Consider the following 17,029-nt stretch of genomic DNA (forward strand, 5'->3'; position numbering starts at 1 on the left):
CATGGACGACCTCGACCTGCTTCGCGACCTTGGTCACGACCTCGAACACGAACCCCCCGCCACCCTCGTCCGGCAGCGGCACCGTCTCGCCGAGGCGATCGCCGGGCGGACGGGCCGCCACCGTGGCCGGGGCCGGATCCTGATCGGCGTGGCCGCGGCGGTGACGGCCGCGCTCATCCTCGTGCCGACGGTGCTGCTGCGCGGCGGCGGGAAGGGCACGGAGGGCCCGCTCGGAGGATCCACGAACCGTGCTGGAGAGACCAAGGCCCTGAACATCCTGGTACTCGGGACTGACGGTCGCGGCGACAAGTTCGCGCCGCGCTCGGACACCATCGTGCTGCTGCACCTACCGAGGGACAGCGAACGCATCTCCGCTGTCAGCATCCCGCGCGACCTCATGATGCCCTTGCCGTCCTGCAAGACGAGGTCGGGAGAGCCCACGGCGGCGCAGATGGGCCTGATCAACAGCGCGTATACGGCCGGTGGTCTGGGTTGTTCGGTCCACGCTGTGGAAAAGCTGACAAACGTCCCCATCGATCATGCGATGTCGATCGACTTCACCGGCTTCAAGCGGATCGTGTCCGGGATGGGCGGGGTGGAGGTCGTGGTGCCGAGAGCGATGAGAGACCCCAAGGCCGGGCTGAACCTCAGCCCCGGACGGCAGATGATCCGAGGTGACCAGGCGCTGGCGTACGCACGGGCACGGCAAGGCCTCGGCGACGGCTCGGATCTCGAACGCATCAAACGGCAGCAGCAGCTCATGGCAGCCATGTTGAAGAGGGCCAAGGAAAAGCAGATGCTGAGCCCGGTGCGGCTGCCGACGTTCCTCAAGATGATGGCCGGGACCATGGAGACCCACGGGCAGTTGAGCCTCCCCGTGATGAAGGAGATCGCCCGGATCCTCGAAAGGACGGAGACGGACACCGTGCGGTTCAGCACCATCCCCGTGCGGCCGCATCCGGACGATCCCAATCGGCTGGCCCTGAACGAGCCAGCCGCCCGCAAACTCCTCCAGACCTTCAGGAATTAAGGGAGCGCAGCCAGCAGGCGGTCCAGTTCGTCTTCGGTGTTGTAGTAGTGGACCGACGCCCGTACGGCGGACGGGACCGCGTGCGGGTCGAAGCGCTGGTGGGCGCCGTCGGTCGCGCTGACATTGACGCCTCGTTCGCGCATGGCGAGCTTGACCGCCATCGAGTCGTGCCCCTCCACGGTGAACGTGACGACGCCGGAACGCCGCTCGCCCCGGTCCAGCAGCCTGATGCCGGGGCGGGCGGCGAGCTCACCGCGCAGGAGGGCGGCGAGGCCGGTCACCCGTTCCTCGATCGCCTCGATGCCGATCGCGGCGGTGTAGTCGGCCGCGACGCCCAGGCCGACCTGTCCGGCCACGAAGCGTTCCCAGGTCTCAAAGCGGCGCGCGTCATCGTGCACCTCGTACGTCTCGGGCGTGATCCACTCGGCGGACTGGAGGTCGAGGAACGGCGGCTCCAAGATCTGAATGACGTCGCGCCGTACATACAGGAAACCGGTGCCACGAGGGCCGCGCAGGAACTTGCGCCCGGTCGCCGACAACATGTCACAGCCGATCTCGCGGACGTCGACGGCGAGCTGCCCCACCGACTGGCAGGCGTCCAGCAGGTAGAGAGCGCCCGCTTCCCGGGCCAGCCGTCCGACCGCGGCGGCCGGGTTGATCAGGCCGTTGTGGGTCGGGATGTGGTTGATCGCGACAAGCCGGACTCCACCCCTGGCGAGCTCGGTGGCAAGCGCCTCCAGCGAGATCTGCCCGTGCTCGTCGTCCGGGACGACCTCGACGCTCACCCCGCGTGCGGCCGCGATCTGGTGGTACGCGATGGCGTTGCTGGCGTACTCGCTCGTCGTGGTCAAGATCCGGTCGCCGCGTTCGAACGGGATGCCGTAGAACGCCATGTCCCAGGCCCGGGTGGCGTTCTCCACGTAGGCGATCTCCTCGGGGACGGCCCCAATCAGCTCGGCCACGGCGCCGTAGAAGCGGGCGATCGCGGTGGCGTTCCGTTCGGCGGCCTCATAACCGCCGATGGTCGCCTCGAGTTCGAGGTGCGCGAAGACGGAATCGGTCACCGGACGGGGAGGAAGCGAGGCCCCCGCGTTGTTGAGGTGGACGACGCCTGCGCTGCCGGGGGTGTCGGCGCGGACCTTTTCGATGTCGATTCCCATGGTCAGAGGCTGCCCGATGAGTTTCGGCGGCGCAAAGTGTCATACCTGTGGGAGACCCTGGTGAAAGCCGGGGAGTTGACCTCAATCAATGTTGAGGTTGCATCCTGACCACAGGTCGCCGGACGGCGGCCACTGAGCCCCCTGACAAGCGATGGTGTGCCATGGATATGGAAGTGACCGCGTGGATGTCCTTGCACCACGCGATGAACGCGCAGGATGACAAACGGCCGTTCTCGAAGGCCACGTTGAAGCGCATCTGGGGCTTTGCGCGCCCGCACCGCGCTTGGCTGGGCTGGTTCCTGCTCCTCAGCGTCATCACCGCCGTCCTCGCGGTGGCGACCCCGGTGCTGGCGGGCCGGGTGGTGGACGCGATCGTCAAGGGCTCGTCCTCCTCCACGGTGGTCTGGCTGGCCGTGATCATTGCGATCATCGCCCTGGCCGAGGGCGGGCTGGCGCTGCTCAACCGCTGGTTGTCGGCCAGTATCGGCGAGGAGTTGATCCTTGACCTGCGCACCGCCGTCTTCGACCATGTCCAGCGCATGCCGGTCGCGTTCTTCACCCGGACCCGCACCGGAGCGCTCGTCAGCCGGCTCAACAACGACGTCATCGGTGCGCAGCGGGCCTTCAGCGACACCCTCTCCGGCGTGGTGGGCAACCTGGTGACCCTCCTCCTGACTTTGATCGTCATGCTGGGCATCTCCTGGCAGATCACCGTGCTCGCGCTGATCCTGCTGCCCGTCTTCGTGCTGCCCGCCAGGCGGATGGGCTCCCGTCTCGCCCGGCTTCAGCGTGAGGCGGCCGCGCACGACTCGGCGATGAGCACCCAGATGACCGAGCGCTTCTCGGCGCCCGGCGCGACCCTGGTCAAGCTCTTCGGCCGCCCCTCCCGCGAGTCCGCGGAGTTCGCCAGCCGCGCCCGCCGAGTCCGCGACATCGGCGTGCGCACCGCGATGGTGCAGTACGTCTTCATCACCGCACTCACGGTCGTCTCAGCCCTGGCCCTCGCTCTCGTCTACGGCATGGGCGGCTTCTTCGCTCTCAAGGGCAGCCTCGACGCGGGCGCCGTGGTCGCAATGTCCTTCCTCCTGGTCCGCCTCTACGCCCCGCTCACCGCCCTGGCCAGCGCCCGCGTGGAGGTCATGAGCGCCCTGGTGAGCTTCGAGCGCGTCTTCGAGGTCCTCGACCTCAAACCGCTGGTCGCCGAAAAGCCAGTCACCAAGCCCGTCCCCGAGGGCCACGTCTCGGTCGAGTTCACGAACGTCCGCTTCGCCTACCCCTCCGCTGACAAGGTCTCCCTGGCCTCGCTCGAAGAGGTCGCCAACCTGGACACGCGCGGTGGCGTCGAGGTGTTGCACGACGTCTCGTTCAGGGCCGAGCCGGGCCAGATGATCGCCCTGGTCGGCTCGTCCGGCGCCGGCAAGTCGACCATCGCCCAGATGCTCCCGCGCCTCTACGACGTGGACGAGGGCGCCGTCCGATTGGGCGGAGTGGACGTCCGCGACCTGAGCTTCGACACCATCCGCGACACCCTGGGCATGGTCACCCAGGACGGCCACCTCTTCCACGAGTCCATCCGCGACAACCTCCTTCTCGCGCGCCCCGAAGCCACTGAGCCCGACCTCTGGGACGTCCTCCGCCGCGCCCGCCTGGACGACCTGATCAGGTCCCTCCCCGACGGCCTCGACACGATCGTCGGCGAACGCGGCTACCGCCTCTCCGGCGGCGAACGCCAGCGCCTCACCATCGCCCGGCTCCTCCTGGCCCGCCCCCGCGTGGTGATCCTGGACGAGGCCACCGCCCACCTCGACTCCACCTCCGAGGCCGCGGTCCAGGAGGCCCTGACCGAGGCGCTGGACGGCCGCACCGCCATCGTCATCGCCCACCGCCTCTCCACGATCCGGGCCGCCGACCAGATCCTGGTGGTCGAGGCCGGCCGCATCGTCGAACGCGGCACCCACGACGACCTCCTGGCCGCCGACGGCCGCTACACCGAGCTCTACCGCACCCAGTTCGACCAGCAAGACAGCCCGCCCAAGACCCCCACCGGAGAACCCTTGGAAGCAATCGCCTAAGACCCACCAGCGGGGCCGCCCGAAAGCGGCCCCGCCACCCGCTGGCATGCCCCTTCGCTCCGTGCGGGCTGCCGCAATGAGCCTTCGTCGCAGCCCCCAGCAGACGTTCCACCGCCAACGGCAGGTCCCTCGCTCCGCTCGGGGCTGTCCCCATTGGGGCTCCGCCCCAAGCCCCAGCAGGGGCTCCGCCTCCGCACCTCCGCCCCTTCATCGATGGCACTACAGAGGAAACGACGTCACGACGACGTTCAATTGGAGCACCCAAGCCCTCACCGTGGGATGGGTATTCCGGCGAGCGGATTGTGTGTCACGACTTGCCCTGCGTGCAGACGGCTCAGAAAGACCTTCTGGCGCAGACCCTGATGACGCCAGTGTCGCTGACTTGCCGCTGCACCGTGACCGGTGCGGTGGGCGGGCATGATGGCGTCGTATGGCCCTACACATCACTCTCCGCAGCCGCCCGACTTTCGCCGATGGCGGGGCTTGACTCTGAGCTTGACCCATGACTGAACCCGGCCATTGTGGATGGGTTTGTTGATCTCTGTGTCTGTGTACATGACCATGTAAATGCGGAATATGCGCAACGCCGCGCTCGAGCGCAAACGCATCTGGGAGCTGATCGGCGTGGCAGGTCGCACGGATGGTCTTGAGTGGCCCGAGACTCTTGACGTCGATGCGCTCCGCGCCTCCGGATGGCGGCCCGTTCCCTTCCAGCAGTTCATTTTGAAGGTGCACAGTCGCTGCAACCTCGGTTGTGACTATTGCTATATGTACGAGATGGCGGATCAGGGGTGGCGAAGCCGTCCGCGGCGTATGTCACCTGCCATCGTCGACCGCACAGCGACTCGGATTGCCGACCACGTGCATGCCCACGGGCTGACCGCGATCGAATTGATGCTTCACGGCGGGGAACCCCTGCTGGCAGGCCCCCAGTTGATCCGGCAGGCCGTGACCGCTGTTCGCGCGGCGGTCGGTGAGGGCGTGACGGTACGGGCGCTTGTCCAGACCAACGGTGTGCTGATCGACGACGACTTCCTTCGGCTCTTCGACGAACTGGATGTGTCGGTCGGGGTAAGCCTGGACGGCGATGCGGAAGGCCATGACAGACACAGGCGCCATGGAGACGGCCGGGGAAGCTACGCCGAGGTACGGGCGGGGCTCGAACGTCTTTCCGCCTATCCTCACCTGTTCGCCGGGCTGCTCAGCACGATCGATCTTCGCAACGACCCACGGACCACCTTTGAGGCGCTGGTTTCCTTCGGGCCTCCGGCGGTCGATTTCCTGCTGCCCCATGGCAACTGGGAGACAGCTCCTCCGTTCCTCGACGGCTCGTCACCGCTCTACGGGGACTGGCTCATCGCGGTCTTCGACCGCTGGTATGACGCGCCGGTCCGGGAGACGCGCGTTCGCCTGTTCGGCGAGATCATACGAATGTTGCTGGGCGGCGCCTCCGGCACCGAGGCGGTCGGCCTTTCTCCGTCAGTACTGGTCGTGGTGGAGACCGATGGAAGCCTCGAGCAGGTCGACAGTCTCAAGTCGGCGTACGAAGGCGCGGCCGGAACCGGCCTTCACGTCCTGAGGAACGGTTTCGATGCGGCGCTCGAACTTCCGTCGGTGGCCGCGAGGCAGCTCGGGGAACAGGCCCTTTCGAGCCAGTGCCGTGCCTGCACCGCACGCAGAGTATGCGGTGGAGGCATGTATGCGCATCGCTATAGAGCGGGCAGCGGTTTCCTCAACCCATCCGTCTACTGTCGAGACCTTTTCCGGCTTATCAACCATATTCATGGGCGAGTCACTGATGATCTGACGGAAGGGCGCCGATGAAACGCCACCGAATACCAAGAAAGGTGTTCGATGCGCTGGCGGCGGGCAGCGGTGGCGCTCATGCGGTGGGATACCTCCAAGTCGCGCAGTACAGCAGACGACTCCTGCTTCTCCGCGGTGTGCAGGACGCTGCGAAGACCCAGGAACCGAAGCGTGCCCGGCGAGCACGTCAAGCGTTCGCTCTGCTCGCGGAGATCCAGGAACTGGCGCCTGAAGCCGTTGAGGCGACGATCTGCTACCCCACCGTGGGTGCGTGGGCGCGCGACGTCCTGGTGGGAAAGGGTGACACGGGAGGGTTGGCCGCCTTGGCGGCGGCCGCGGCGGTGCGTGCCGGCTTTCCTCGTCCGATCGAGGTGCCCGCCTCCGATGGCGTGGTGGTGTTGCCGTCGCTCGGACGCGCGATCTTGCCGGACTGCAGGAGTGCGGTCGTGCGGCCAGATGTCGCCATGGTGACCGCGCATGGCGCGGGCGTGCGCATTCCCGCGGATCCGTATCGAGACGCGCCTGGTTGGCAGGGGCTGCGACGCCTGGAGGCCGAATATCACGGCATGGCGATCCGGTTCCTGCTCGACGAAGGCGACCCGTACCGGATGCCCGGTGCCGAGGTGCTCCATACCCGGTTGTCCCCCACCGAGGTGGAGAAGTGGCGTGCCGGAATGCGCCGGGCATGGCGTCTGCTGGTTCGCTTTCACTGGACCGCAGCCGAGGAGATCGCCGCTGCGATCTCCGTGGTGTCACCGCTCGTGCCCCACGGGGAGGAGCACACCAGCGCCACGGCACATCACACCTTCGGCGCTATCGGCCTCTCGCTCCCGCCTGACGAGCACGCTTTCGCCGTCACTCTGGCGCATGAGGTGCAGCACACCAAGCTCGGCGCCCTGATGGATCTGGTGCCGCTCACCCGCCCTGACGACGGCAGCCGTCACTATGCGCCCTGGCGTGACGATCCACGTCCAATCAACGGCCTGCTGCACGGCGCGTACGCTCATCTCGGCGTTGCCGGCTTTTGGCGCCGGCAACGCGCGCATGAGCGCGGGGCGACCACGATGCGGGCACATATCGAGTTCGCCCGCTGGCGGGACGCGGCAGCTCTCACGGCTCGCACCCTTGCGGCAAGCGGGCGCCTCACCGACGCCGGTGAGACATTCGTGGCCGAAATGGCGCGAACGCTCCGTTCCTGGTGCCGCGAACCAGTCCCGCAGGTCGCCTTGGATCACGCACGTACCGTTGCTGGACGCCATCGAGCTAGATGGCGCCTGCGGAACGGCGCTGATCCGACCGACTAGCCGGGCTCAGAGCCGGTTAGCGGGACTCAGAGCCGGTTAGCTGAGCCTAGATGGGAGGCGGGTCGAAGTCGCAGTCGAGGTGACGACCTGCTTGCGCAACGACCACATCTGGGTGATCCGCAGCGAGCACTCGCGCGTACCGGTCAAGCGTGTCCTCGAAGAGTTTCGTGCCCTCTTCTTCCGCGCCGTCCGCCTTCATGTCTGCCGCAAGGTTCGCCGCACAGGCCAGCGTCATGGGGTGATCCATGCCCAGTACGACACGCAAGCGACGCAAGGTTCCTTGTCCTAGTTGGCGGGCAGACGCCAGATCACCCAGCGCGGCCAGGTCGCTGGCGAGGTTGGTGGCGACAGTGAGCGAGTAATGGTGGTCGCGCTTCAGGTTGGTCTCGAGCCCGGCCAACGCCCCTTCGTTGAGCTGGCGTGCCTTGGCCGCTTCGCCGCGGACCCGGTGTAGGAGCGCGAGGTTCCCCGCGCAGCCGTGGTAGTACGGGTGGTCGGAGCCGTACATGTCTGGATAAAGCTCGACAGTCTCGGAGACAAGTTCAAAGGCCTCGTCGATCTGCCCGAGCGAGCGCTGAATATTGGCCAGGCACATGGCTGAGGCGAGCGAGTCCGGTTGGTTGGGGCCGAAGAGCCGCAGGTAGCGGCCATGGACCTCCGAAGCCAACTCGAGCGCCCTGTCGTAGTCCCCTGCTCGCCGAAGCGCGATCGCCAGGTCCTTGGCGGTACGAAGCGTCCACGGGTGCTCGGCGCCCAGCTCGTCCACCCCGAAGCTGTGCGCGTCCTCACCCAGATCGCAGGCCTCCTTGTAGGCGCCGCAGAGCCGAACGGCCCGGGCGAGCCCGCTCCATGAGCTCAGGACGTCGGCGCGGCCGACCCCGCGCCCGCCGGGGGCGAGCCCTTGGTAACTCCGTGCGTGCGCGTCGCGGGCTTCGCTGTAGAGACTGACCAGGCCATAGTCGAGTGCGAGGTTGTTGACTGCACGGAGGGTGCGTCGCTCATCGGGACCGTACGCGTCTTCGTGCCGGCGTACAGACTCCTCGTCGTGCTCGCGAGCAGCGATGAAGTCACCTCTCGCCCGCAAGTCGGCCCCGAAGCTGTTGAGGACGATCAGCCGTGCGTCTCTGAGCTCATCACTGCCCTGGGCCATCCCGTCCATATGGGCCGCGGTGGCCTTGTCGATCTCGTAGGCCTCGTTGTAGCGGCCCAGCTCGCGCACGATGATCCCGCGCTGTACGCGCGCTCGCAGTACATCGAGGTCGTCAGGGCCAGAGTCGAGCGTCCACCGCTCCTCGAACCGTTCGACGAACACGAGCGCGGACCGGTAGTCACCGGAGATGTAGAGATAACGAACGAAGTCCAGGGCGAGCGCGCGTACCGACTCGTCGCGGTTTTGATCCAGGGCGGAGGGCGCCACATGAGCGAGCAGGCTCGCATACCGCGCCCAGTCGGCCGTGTTGTCAGGACTCTCGGGAGTGGTCGCGACGAGGATCTGGTGCACGTCGGACCGGCAGCGCTCTTGTTCGCTCGGTGAGAGTCCGTCACGGACCAGCGCTTGAATGAGCCGATGCACCTGGATGGTCCGGCCAGGTGCATCGATGCGGGCGAGAGCGAAGCGGCCGAGCTCTCCAATGGCGCGGCTGCGTCGGATGGGGTCGCGCAGGAGAGAGGACAGCTCTGGCGCGATCCCGTCAGGCGCAGCGTTGAAGACAGCGCGAGGAATGGGCTCGGGGCCGAAGAAGGCACAGCAGCGGAGCAGCTCGATCGCTTCGGGCAGCTTCGCCATCAGACTGGCTACCGACAGTCCCCAGGCTGCGGTCATCGATTCCGGATACTCGGTCGGCTTGCCTTCCGCCAGTAGTTGCGCTGTTCGTTCCTTCAGGAGGGGGAGGTACTCCTCCACCGTCATGCCTGTCTCGGCCTGCACCGCGCCCGCCTGCTCCAGCGCGAGTGGCAGGTCGCCCAGTGCCTCGGCCAGTGCGTCGGCCTCCTTGGAGTCGATCCCGCGGACACGCTTGCACAGGAAATCCACACTCTCGGCACGGGAGAAGACGTCAATCGGGATCGCGTTCGCCTCGGCCTGCCATCGGGGATTGCGCGAAGTGATCAGCACATGTCCCGGCCCGCCGTCGGGGATGATTTCCTTGATGTCCTCCGGCTGATCGGCGTTGTCGAAGATCAGTAGCCACTTCGCGTAGGGCTCGCCCCGGCGTAGCGCGCTCAGCACCGCCTTCGCGGCGTCCTCGATGCCTGTCGCGGTCGCCGAGGGCAGGCCGAGGTGTGGAGCAAGGCCCGCCAACGACGAACGCACAAGGATGGGCTGGTCGGATGGAATCCACCAGACCAGGTCATAGTCCGACCGGTACCGCCAGGCGTATTCGACCACCATCTGGGTCTTGCCGACGCCGGCCAGCCCGTGCAGTGCCTGCGGCTCGACCCGCGACACGACGGCAGTGATCTCCCCGGTGATGCTCGCGCGGAGCTCGGCGAGAAGCTCCTCGCGGCCAGTGAAGTTCCGGTTGCGCGGCGGGACGTTCTCCCATACCTCGGGTGCTGGGCCAGGCGATCGTCGTTGATGTGGTGAATTCATCACGCGTACCGCCTTCGCGTCATTCTGTCGTCCGGCCCCCCGCGCGCCATCTTATGCCGCGAAACAGGCAATACCAGTGTCACGTGACAGAGATCGTAAAATCGGGAAGATCGACATGTAATGATCTCCTTCTCGAGTGAGGCGGGCCTCTATTACGGATGCAATAGAGGCTGTCTTTGGGGTTGTCCGTAATTGATTCCCCGAAAGATCAATGATATCTCTGCGTATTGTTGGAATCGTCTACTTGTCCGGCTGATACGTCTCTGGCGCAATCTGGACAGGTTCGCCGGTAAGGGATTGGGAAGACCCGTATCCGAGACCGGCGGACGCCGAGTGGAGGACTGGTATGCGCGAAGACGTCGAGCTCGGTGGCATCGTCCCGGATCTGTCTGAGGTCGCTCTGGGTGATCTGGACAGGATCGTTCTGGCGCAAGAGTTGTGCGAGCTCAGCGAGTCGCTGGGCGAGGAGGGCATCGCCAGGTTCAACGCCGGCCCTCCGCTGAGGCAGGACGCCAGGCCGCCGCTGAGGCAGAACGCCAGGCCCACGCTGAGGCAGTGAGTCGGCCGTGTCGAGCTGAGCCGACCGTGAAGGGGCGACCGCCATGAAACCACTTTCCGCCCCGCCCGGATTTCGGCGATCCATTCACTGGATCTTGTGGGTTGCCGTACCATTTGATGGCCCTACGATGAAAGGGCCATCGTGAATGAGGGTCGTCCGCGTGGCGAAGCCGACGCCATGAGCGTCGTCGGACGCCCGCCCGATGCGTGGTCAGGCCCCTACGTGGGTCGGCGGCCTTTCACGGAAGCTGATCGGAAGTTCTTTTTCGGGCGAGAAGACGAAGCGCGCGCGGTCGCTCACGCGTGGCTGACCAATCGGCTGACCATCCTGTCGGGCGCTTCTGGCGCAGGTAAGACCTCTCTTCTTCGGGCAGGCGTGGTCCCGGCTCTGGCGTCGGAGCCCGCGAACGTCCTCCCCGTCGGGCGCGTGTCCCATGGCTCGACCTTCCCGATGGCCGCCGTTCCGGAGCAGAATCCCTACACGCTCGCGCTTCTGGCATCGTGGTGGCCGCAACAGACACTGACCCGGGTCTCGATGTTGTCGATCGCCCGGTTCCTGCACCACCGGCAACTGACCGACCGGTATGGCCGGCGGCTTCCGATGCTGGTCGCCATCGACCAGACTGAGCGGCTCTTCCACGCCGCCGACTCGCGGCACCGCGTGCGCTTCCTCGAAGAGTTGCGAGAGGCGATCGAGGATCGGCCGCGAATCCACCTGTTGATGGCCGTACGTGAGAATCACCTCGACGAGGTCATGCGGGTCACCGAGGAACTGGCGCCGGAGAGAGGCGACCCGTACGTGCTCCGGCCATTCGATCGCCGACGTGCCCGGGCGGCTGTGACGGGCCCGCTGGAGGCGACTGGACGGACCTTCGATCCGGATGTCGCCGCTCGTCTGGTGGACGACCTGGCAGCGGGGCCGGCGGCGTCGGCTCGCGGGCGCTTCGCCGAATCCTCTGCGGTCACGGCGGACGAGTCCGAGGCCTTGGTAGAACCGGTCCTCCTGCAAGCCGTGTGCCGAAGGATGTGGGAAGACCTCGCGGACGACACCGCCGTGGTCTCTGCCGGGCTGCTCCCGGACAGCGACCGGGCGCTCGCCGATTTCAGCCGTCAGACGCTCTCAGCGGTGGCATCCGACCATGGGGTACGTCCGGACGAGTTGTCGACCTGGCTGCGGAATCTGCTCAGTGGGGCCGGGCCCGCACGCCTGTCCCTTTCGGACTCGGTGATCCGGGCAATGGAAGACCAGCATCTGATCAAACGCAGGGCTGGCGCCCGTTCCTACGAACTCCAGCATCCACGGCTGATCGAGCCCATCTGGCGGCTTGGTGAGGAGCGCTGGACCGTACGGCGTCCCGAACCCGCTGGTCTCCTGCGCGCCGCCGAGGTGGCTCTGTCAACGGATGAGCCTGATCTCGCTGAGCAACACGTCAAACAGGCAGTGCGCGCATACGGCGCGGGTGACATGCGTGAACGGGCCGAGGCGGAGTCCTTCCTTGGAAACGTCGCTCTCCAGCGCGGTCAGCTTGAAGCGGCCACCCAGCACTACAGCGCGGCGGCGGTGATGTACGAGACGCTGCAGGCCAACGAGAACGTGGGATGGATGCTCGCTGCCGTCGGCATGCTCAAGCTTGACTTGGGAGACCGCGGCGCGGCGGTCGAAAACCTGAAGGCGGCGGTCAGGCGCATCCCCAACGATGCGATGCTTCAGACGGAGCTCGGGCAGGCCTTGTGGATCGCCGGTCAGCCACAGACGGCACTGGCCGTCCTCGGCAGTGTGCTCACCCGTGAGGGTGACACTGCCGAAGCGCTACGAGCCAGAGGAGAGATACTCGCCGATCTGGGCGACGCCGAATCGGCGCTTCGTGACCTCGATCGCATCGAACGGCGTCCTCGTCCGTCCACGCGGGCGGCGCGAGCACTTGCTCTGGCCACGCTCTCGCGTGTGGAGGCGGCCAGGCAGGAGCTCAAGGAGATCGATGCCGAGGCCACCGATGACGGCTCGGTGCTCTTTCGGGTCGCGCGGGTACAGCGGCTCACCGGCGATGTCGGCGCGGCCACCGAACTGGCGTCCCGCGCGGTGAAGGCCAGTGATCCGCCGCTCCCTCCCCATCAGAAGGCAGCGGCCCTGAGACTCCTGAGTGAAATGTGACAGTGGTCACTGTATTGCGTGGAAGACTCGAATCATCCTGACGGTATGCAGGACACCGCATGGGTCGCGCTGGCGAGTGGCGTCACGCTCGCTCTCAGCGCGGGCTGGCAAATTCTGGGTGAGGGCCGGCGTGCGGCTCACGAACTCCGCCGCAAGCGGGATGCCCGGGAATTCAAGCAGATCGCCGCTCGTGAGCTGCGGCTCCGCGGTGCACTCGACGAAACGAGGTCCGCAGTGCTCCGCCTCGCCGTCACCGTGCGGGTCTGCATGAGCATGCGCGGCGTTGAGCACGGGTTCGCCAGGATGGACAACGACGATTTGAAGGTCGTGGTCAATCGTGCCCGGGCGGAGTACCTGGACGCGATCGTCGCGATCGAGGCGCTCTGGATACTGATCGGAGAAGAGGCTCGCCCCTCCGCCGACCAGTTGCGGTCCGACGTGAGCCGCGCCTATGGGCATGTGAGTTCGCTGGCCGCCCCGCTGGGTGACGCGGACGGGATGGAAGAGGCTGTGAGATCGTCGCTTCGCTTGCTGAGCGTGCAGGTGTCCGGCGCTCCGGCGGCTGCCCTGCCGGGTAAAGGGTCCGGCAGGAGGTCGTGGCTGTTCTGGCGGAGGCGATCGGCAGGGACGAACGTGTGACCCATCGGGAACTGCTCGTCCCCAGGTATCTCCTCGTCCCCAGGTATCTCTTGGACGACCTTTCCCGGCACGATCCTGGTCCGCTTCACAGGAACGTCAGGGCGATCGTCGGTCGGGGCCAGTTCGGGTCGTCCAACCCATGACGGCCGGACGGGAATTGATCGGCGGCGGACTGTGATGGCGATGGCCAGCGCGCCGATCACAGCGCAGACGACCAGTGACGCATGGAACGGGCCCATGACCGAGATGCCGTAACCCGCGCAGATCGTGCCGAGGGGGACGGCTCCCAGCGACAGGAACCTGTTGGCGCTCGTCACCCGGCCGAGAAGTTCCGGCGGAGTCGTCATGGCCTGATGCGTGGCGATCGTGACGTTCATGTGCGCGCCCATGAAGCCGACACCGGCCCAGGCGACGAACCACACAAGGGGATTCGCGGACAGGGCGATGACGCCGGTGAGACCGAACCAAACCCAGACACATGCCGTGACCACGGCCGGGGGCCTGATCCGTTTCAGCGAGGCCGGTGCCACCAGAGTGCCCACGAGCCCGCCGAGTCCTGGAGCCGCGAGGAGCACACCGATCACGAGCGTGGACAGGCCTCGCTCTCTCGAAGCGATGACCAGCAGCAAGATGATCGCCTGGAAGAGGAAATTGGTCACGAAACAGACGAACATCGCCGTCCGGAGGAAACGGACTTCCCAGAGCCACCGTATGCCTCCGCCCATCTCGTTGATCAATGATCGGGCGGTGTCGGTCCGGCTGGTGCGGGCCTGCGTGTTCTTCTGGTGCCGGGTAAAAGCCGGCCGGAGGTGCCGCGTTCGCATCAGCGCGATGGTCACAGCGGAGACCAGACAGGAGAAGGCGTCGGCTGCGAACGGCAAGACCCGATCCAGGCCGTAGATCAGGCCGCCCAGCGGACGCCCGAGCAGCAGAGCCAAATGATTGCGCGCTTCGTTCGTCGCCATGGCCTGCGGCAGCCGGCTCCGTGGAACGATCATCGGAACGACACCCACCTCGGCCACCCCGTGGAAGGTGACGCAGATGCCGCTGATGGCCACCGAGAGAAGAAGCAGCGGGATCGAGAGTTCGTCGACGAAGAGAAGCGCTCCCGCCGTAGCCGCGACCATTCCACGCACGATTTGGCTCACCAGCATGGTCCATCTGCGGTCAAGCCGGTCTGCCACGATCCCCGCGGGTATTTGGAGAAGGAGATGGGGCAATGTTCCCGCCGCCACGATCCAGCCCGTCGCGACGGCCGAGCCCGAGAGAGTGAGAGCCACCAAAGGACCGGCCAGGGTCGCGCCCATACCGCCGAGCATCGAAATGGCGCTACCACTCCACAGCAGCTTGTAGTCACGCTGCCAGGCCGGATCGTTACGTGCTTCCAGCGGAGGGCGAAATACCATGGTAGTGGTCATCGTGTCTGCGATTCCCTCCACCACACATCGATCGAATTGCGGTCCACGGAAGCGAGCAAGACCCATGCCGTGACGGGGGAGCCGCCGGGGCACGGGCCTGGGGTTTCAAAGACTGGCGGCGACCCCTCGTCGGGTCTTGATTCCCTTTGTCGTAAGGGCTAGGGGCCGCCGCACGTCAAGGTACACGGGCCCGCCCGGGCCGCGTGCGGGAACCCGCCGAACAAAGATCGCGTCACTGCCCGCCACCTGGTTCGTGTCGTTCATAGAGCCATTGGTCATGCCAGGAACTGCCCAGAAAGACGTGCGACAACGCCAGGCCGATGCGGCGGAAACCGTTCTTTTGCAAGACCCGGACCGAGCCGGGATTGTCGGTGCGCACAGAAGCCTCCACCCGGTGCAGCCCCAGCGTGCCGAAGGCCACGTCCAAGCCGAGCGCCACGGCGCTGGACGCGATCCCGCGGCCACAATGCCGTTCCGCGACCCAGTACCCCAGCTGGCAGCTCTGCAACGCGCCGCGAACGATGTGGTTGAGCGCCAGGAATCCGACGTACTCGTCACCTTCGTGGATCAGTGACGCCCAGCGTCTGCCCACCTGCCGGAGGCGCTGGGCCTCGGCGAGGAGTTCGCGCTGGTGGCCGGGTTCTAAGAACGCATCGTCGCGTTCTGGCTCCCACTTCTGCAGGTGCGAGCGGTTTTCACGGTAGAGCTGCGCCAGCGCCTCGGCTTGGCCGACGTGGAGTTCGTGCAGCGCGACATCCATGGATCTCTCCGATGAGCCCCGTGGCCGGCGTTCCATGCCCGCCTGCTGATTTAGAGCGTCGCCGGGATCCGCGGGTTCGTATCAAGGATCGATCGATATGACCGCTTCAGGCCCCGTTTTCGGGAACGCTCGAAGTCCAGGCGTGTCAGATCCAGCCCGCTTCACGGGCTATGCGGGCGGCGTCGGTGCGGTTGCGGGCGTTGAGCTTGGCGACGACGGCGGTCAGGTAATTGCGGACGGTGCCGGCCGTCAGATGGAGGCGTTGGGCTATCTCGGGGGCCTCGGCGCCCTCCGCGGCCAGCCGGAGAACGTCGGTCTCGCGCGGGGTGAGCGGGTTGTCGGTGACGTCCCAGGCGGTGAGGGCGAGACTCGGATCGAGGACCCGGCGGCCTTCGGCGACGGCGCGGATGGCGGCCACCAGCTCGTCGGGGGGAGCCGTCTTCAGCAGGAAGCCGCTCACCTGCGCGGTCAGCGCACGTCGCAGGTGCCCGGGTTTGCCGTGGCCGGTGAGGATCAGGACGCGGCAGGAGGGGAACTCGGCGTGGAGCTCCGCGGCCGCGGCGAGGCCGTCCAGGCCCGGCATGTCGACGTCCAGGACGGCCACGTCAGGGCGGTACGAGCGGGCGGTGGGGACGACCTTGTCGCCCGCGTCGACCTGCGCCACCACGGTCAGATCCGGTTCCAGGTCGAGCAGCGCGGCAAGGGCGCCGCGCACGACGTGGTGGTCATCGGCGAGCAGCACGTTGATCACGGCCCCATGTTTATCAAGCCTCAGGTCATGCCGGGGCCAGAAGGGCGCGGATCAGGGCCACCAACGGGCCGCCGGGCTCGGGCTCCTCTGCGGGCGGCGGTGTGTCTTTGGCCGGCCCTGTGTCGTTGGTTGGCCGTGTGTCCGCTTCCTCGTTCTTCGGCGGGTCCTGCGGCGCGTCCTTGGCGAGAAGTGCGTTGGTGGCGGGTGCCGTCAGCGCTTCGTTCATCAGAACGAGGTACCGGGTGGACGCCCAGGCGAGCCGGCCGTCGGACAGGAGGAGCTGCGCCCACCTGTCCTTGGTCTTGCCCGTGCCAGGGACGATGACGCCGCTCTTCAGGAAGCCGACCTGCCTGAACTTCTTGGTGTCAGGGCCGGACCGGACGTTGACCCCGGGCTTCCCCTGCACCTTGTAGACGGTGCCGGACGCCTTGGTGAGGTGAGTCGATGGAATCCAGGCGGAGCCACCGGTCGAGAGGAAGACCTCCGACCAGCCTCGCGAGTTGCGCCCGGACGCGGCCAGCAGGGCGCCCGCCTTGTGCAGGCCGGCCACCTTGAACTTGGTGCCGGGGCCGGTACGGGTGTTCACCCCGTCGGGGGTAATGCGGCTGGGGATGACGCGGTAGATCCCCGGCTTGTGGACCGGCGCGGGCGCGGCGGCCAGGGCGGACGCCGGGGTCGCGGCGCCGGTGAGACCCGTGGCGATCGCCACGGCGATGATTCGCTTTGTCGAACGCATCCTGGGACTCAACCAGCACTCCACCGCGATGGGCCCGCGTGCCGGGCGCCGTT

Annotated in this window: 13 protein-coding genes; 6 read left to right on the plus strand and 7 right to left on the minus strand. The window is 66.8% G+C overall.

The genetic code is table 11. The features are described from left to right. Window position 1: 1 nt before the first annotated feature. Entirely contained in the window at window positions 2-1,030 is a 1,029-nt protein-coding gene (locus ACH34W_RS16550; protein WP_395961768.1) for an LCP family protein, read from the plus strand. Here the strand turns inward: ACH34W_RS16550 and ACH34W_RS16555 are convergent. After that, window positions 1,027-2,190, minus strand: a complete 1,164-nt coding sequence (locus ACH34W_RS16555) for an aminotransferase class V-fold PLP-dependent enzyme (RefSeq protein ID WP_395961769.1) — start codon at window positions 2,188-2,190, stop codon at window positions 1,027-1,029. The two genes, ACH34W_RS16550 and ACH34W_RS16555, sit on opposite strands and share 4 nt — an antisense overlap. 161 nt (window positions 2,191-2,351) lie before the next feature. On the opposite strand from ACH34W_RS16555, the gene ACH34W_RS16560 reads away from it, so the two are divergent. The 3 genes from ACH34W_RS16560 (at window position 2,352) to ACH34W_RS16570 (ending at window position 7,372) form a co-directional block, all read left to right on the plus strand. Continuing rightward, complete coding sequence (locus ACH34W_RS16560) at window positions 2,352-4,262, plus strand: ABC transporter ATP-binding protein (RefSeq protein ID WP_395961770.1); 1,911 nt, start codon at window positions 2,352-2,354, stop codon at window positions 4,260-4,262. 576 nt (window positions 4,263-4,838) lie between these two features. Further along, entirely contained in the window at window positions 4,839-6,086 is a 1,248-nt protein-coding gene (locus ACH34W_RS16565) for an FxsB family cyclophane-forming radical SAM/SPASM peptide maturase (RefSeq protein ID WP_395961771.1), read from the plus strand. A 23-nt stretch (window positions 6,087-6,109) separates the two neighbouring features. Further along, window positions 6,110-7,372: an HEXXH motif domain-containing protein gene (locus tag ACH34W_RS16570; protein WP_395961772.1), complete on the plus strand. Its 1,263-nt coding sequence runs from the start codon at window positions 6,110-6,112 to the stop codon at window positions 7,370-7,372. Window positions 7,373-7,418: 46 nt separating this feature from the next. Here the strand turns inward: ACH34W_RS16570 and fxsT are convergent, their stop codons facing one another. Then, window positions 7,419-9,962 carry an FxSxx-COOH system tetratricopeptide repeat protein gene (gene fxsT, locus ACH34W_RS16575; protein ID WP_395961773.1) on the minus strand — a complete coding sequence of 848 codons (2,544 nt, stop codon included), beginning with the start codon at window positions 9,960-9,962 and terminating at the stop codon, window positions 7,419-7,421. Between the two features lie 346 nt (window positions 9,963-10,308). Here fxsT and ACH34W_RS16580 point away from each other — a divergent pair, with 346 nt between their 5' ends. Further along, window positions 10,309-10,521, plus strand: coding sequence for a hypothetical protein (locus ACH34W_RS16580; RefSeq protein ID WP_395961774.1), 213 nt, complete (start codon window positions 10,309-10,311; stop codon window positions 10,519-10,521). 177 nt (window positions 10,522-10,698) lie between these two features. Then, entirely contained in the window at window positions 10,699-12,672 is a 1,974-nt protein-coding gene (locus tag ACH34W_RS16585) for a tetratricopeptide repeat protein (protein WP_395961775.1), read from the plus strand. A 6-nt stretch (window positions 12,673-12,678) separates the two neighbouring features. On the opposite strand, the gene ACH34W_RS16590 is transcribed toward ACH34W_RS16585, so the two are convergent. The 5 genes from ACH34W_RS16590 to ACH34W_RS16610 all read right to left on the minus strand — a co-directional run bounded on the left by ACH34W_RS16590 (window position 12,679) and on the right by ACH34W_RS16610 (window position 16,976). Beyond that, window positions 12,679-13,131 (minus strand): hypothetical protein, encoded by a 453-nt coding sequence (locus tag ACH34W_RS16590; RefSeq protein WP_395961776.1) that lies wholly within the window; start codon window positions 13,129-13,131, stop codon window positions 12,679-12,681. After that, window positions 13,122-14,729 carry an MFS transporter gene (locus ACH34W_RS16595; RefSeq protein ID WP_395961777.1) on the minus strand — a complete coding sequence of 536 codons (1,608 nt, stop codon included), beginning with the start codon at window positions 14,727-14,729 and terminating at the stop codon, window positions 13,122-13,124. Before ACH34W_RS16595 ends, ACH34W_RS16590 begins: the two co-directional genes overlap by 10 nt. Before the next feature lie 232 nt (window positions 14,730-14,961). Further along, window positions 14,962-15,489 (minus strand): GNAT family N-acetyltransferase, encoded by a 528-nt coding sequence (locus tag ACH34W_RS16600; RefSeq protein ID WP_395961778.1) that lies wholly within the window; start codon window positions 15,487-15,489, stop codon window positions 14,962-14,964. Between the two features lie 145 nt (window positions 15,490-15,634). After that, on the minus strand, window positions 15,635-16,240 hold the full coding sequence (locus ACH34W_RS16605) for a response regulator (RefSeq protein WP_395961779.1): 606 nt from the start codon (window positions 16,238-16,240) through the stop codon (window positions 15,635-15,637). Window positions 16,241-16,265: 25 nt separating this feature from the next. Beyond that, entirely contained in the window at window positions 16,266-16,976 is a 711-nt protein-coding gene (locus tag ACH34W_RS16610) for an SH3 domain-containing protein (RefSeq protein ID WP_395961780.1), read from the minus strand. Between the last annotated feature and the right edge of the window lie 53 nt (window positions 16,977-17,029).

The sequence above is a fragment of the Actinomadura sp. 6N118 genome, assembly GCF_044326415.1.
GTDB lineage: Bacteria > Actinomycetota > Actinomycetes > Streptosporangiales > Streptosporangiaceae > Spirillospora.